Genomic DNA, 530 nt, shown 5'->3' with positions numbered 1-530 from the left:
CTGGAAGCGCGCTGGCTGGCCGCCGGCGTGGCACCCGACAAGGTCACCACCAGCGGCATGCCGGTGCGCGTTGCGGCCGCCGACGGCAGAACCCGGGAGATGGCGCTCACGGCGCTGGGTCTCGCCCCGGATGCGCCCACCGTGCTCATCACCTCGGGCAAGGAGGGGGTCGGCGACTACGCGCTTGTGGTGGAGAGCCTGGCCCGCCACCACCAAGGCCCGCTGCAGATCATCGCCGTCTGCGGCGCCAACGCGCGCCAGCAGGCGCTGCTGAATGTGTTGCGGATGGCGCTGCAAAAACGCCTGCCGGAGCCGGTGGCGCTGAAGGTCTGCGGCCTGGTGCCGCACGCCGACCTGCTGGCCTGGATGCGCGCGGCCGACCTGTTGATCACCAAGGCCGGGGGCATGACGCCGGCCGAGGCCTTCGCCGTGGGCACGCCGACGATCCTGCTGGACGTGGTGAGCGGCCATGAGCGCGAAAACGCCGCCTTGTTCGTCCGGCTGGGGGTGGCCGAGCTGGCCGACACCCT

1 protein-coding gene is annotated in these 530 nt (G+C 72.1%); it reads left to right on the top strand.

The genetic code is table 11. The annotated features are described in order from the left end of the window. Positions 1-99 precede the first annotated feature (99 nt). Positions 100-530 (top strand): glycosyltransferase (locus tag ETQ85_RS26725; RefSeq protein ID WP_281283124.1); only part of this gene is annotated, 431 nt, incomplete at its 3' end.

The organism is Zoogloea oleivorans (genome assembly GCF_008107625.1).
GTDB lineage: Bacteria > Pseudomonadota > Gammaproteobacteria > Burkholderiales > Rhodocyclaceae > Zoogloea > Zoogloea oleivorans.
This window is presented reverse-complemented; position numbering and strand designations above follow the sequence as displayed.